The organism is Roseisolibacter sp. H3M3-2 (genome assembly GCF_029211165.1).
Taxonomy (GTDB): Bacteria; Gemmatimonadota; Gemmatimonadetes; order Gemmatimonadales; family Gemmatimonadaceae; genus Roseisolibacter.
The window spans coordinates 1-620 of sequence record NZ_JARGEK010000778.1 but is presented as its reverse complement, the minus strand read 5'-3'; the positions used below and the strand labels follow the sequence as shown (position 1 = coordinate 620).

Genomic DNA, 620 nt, shown 5'->3' with positions numbered 1-620 from the left:
GAGCGCGCCGCGCCCCGCCGCCAGCCGCGCCGTGCCGTCGCGCCGCGCCTGGCTGCCGGCGGTCGCCTGCAGCGCGGCGCCGAGCGTGCCGCGCGCCGGCGTGCGGGTGATGACGTTGATCACGCCCCCCATCGCGTCGGTGCCGTAGAGCGTGGACTGCGGCCCCTTCACGACCTCGACCCGCTCGACCATCGACGCGGGGATGCGCGACAGGTCGAGGACGCCCGAGATGCGCCCCGCCACCGGCTGCCCGTCGAGCAGCACGAGCACGCGCTCCGAGCCGATCCCCTGCAGCATCACGCCGGCGCCCGCGGGGTGCCCGCCCTGCAGCTGGATCCCGGTCTGCTCCGTCAGCACCGCCGACAGGTCGGCGGCGCCGGTGCGCGCGATGTCGGCGCGCGTCACCACCTCGGTGGTCGTGACGGCGTCGCCCAGGCGCTGCGCGCGGCGCGCCGCCGTGACCACGACCTGGTCGAGCGCCAGCGGCGCGGCGTCGAGGCGCAGCGTGCGCTCAGCGGTCGCGCCGGCCGCGACGTCGAGCCACGCCTCGGCGGGGAGGTGCCCGACGCGGCGCACGCTCACGCGGTAGCGCCCCGCGCGCAGCGCGGCCGCGCGCTCGG

General features: G+C 79.2%; 1 protein-coding gene. It reads right to left on the bottom strand.

What is annotated here, in order from left to right:
- Nucleotides 1–620, bottom strand: a 620-nt coding sequence (locus PYV61_RS26360) for a TonB-dependent receptor plug domain-containing protein (RefSeq protein ID WP_275836862.1), incomplete at both ends; no start/stop codon positions are given.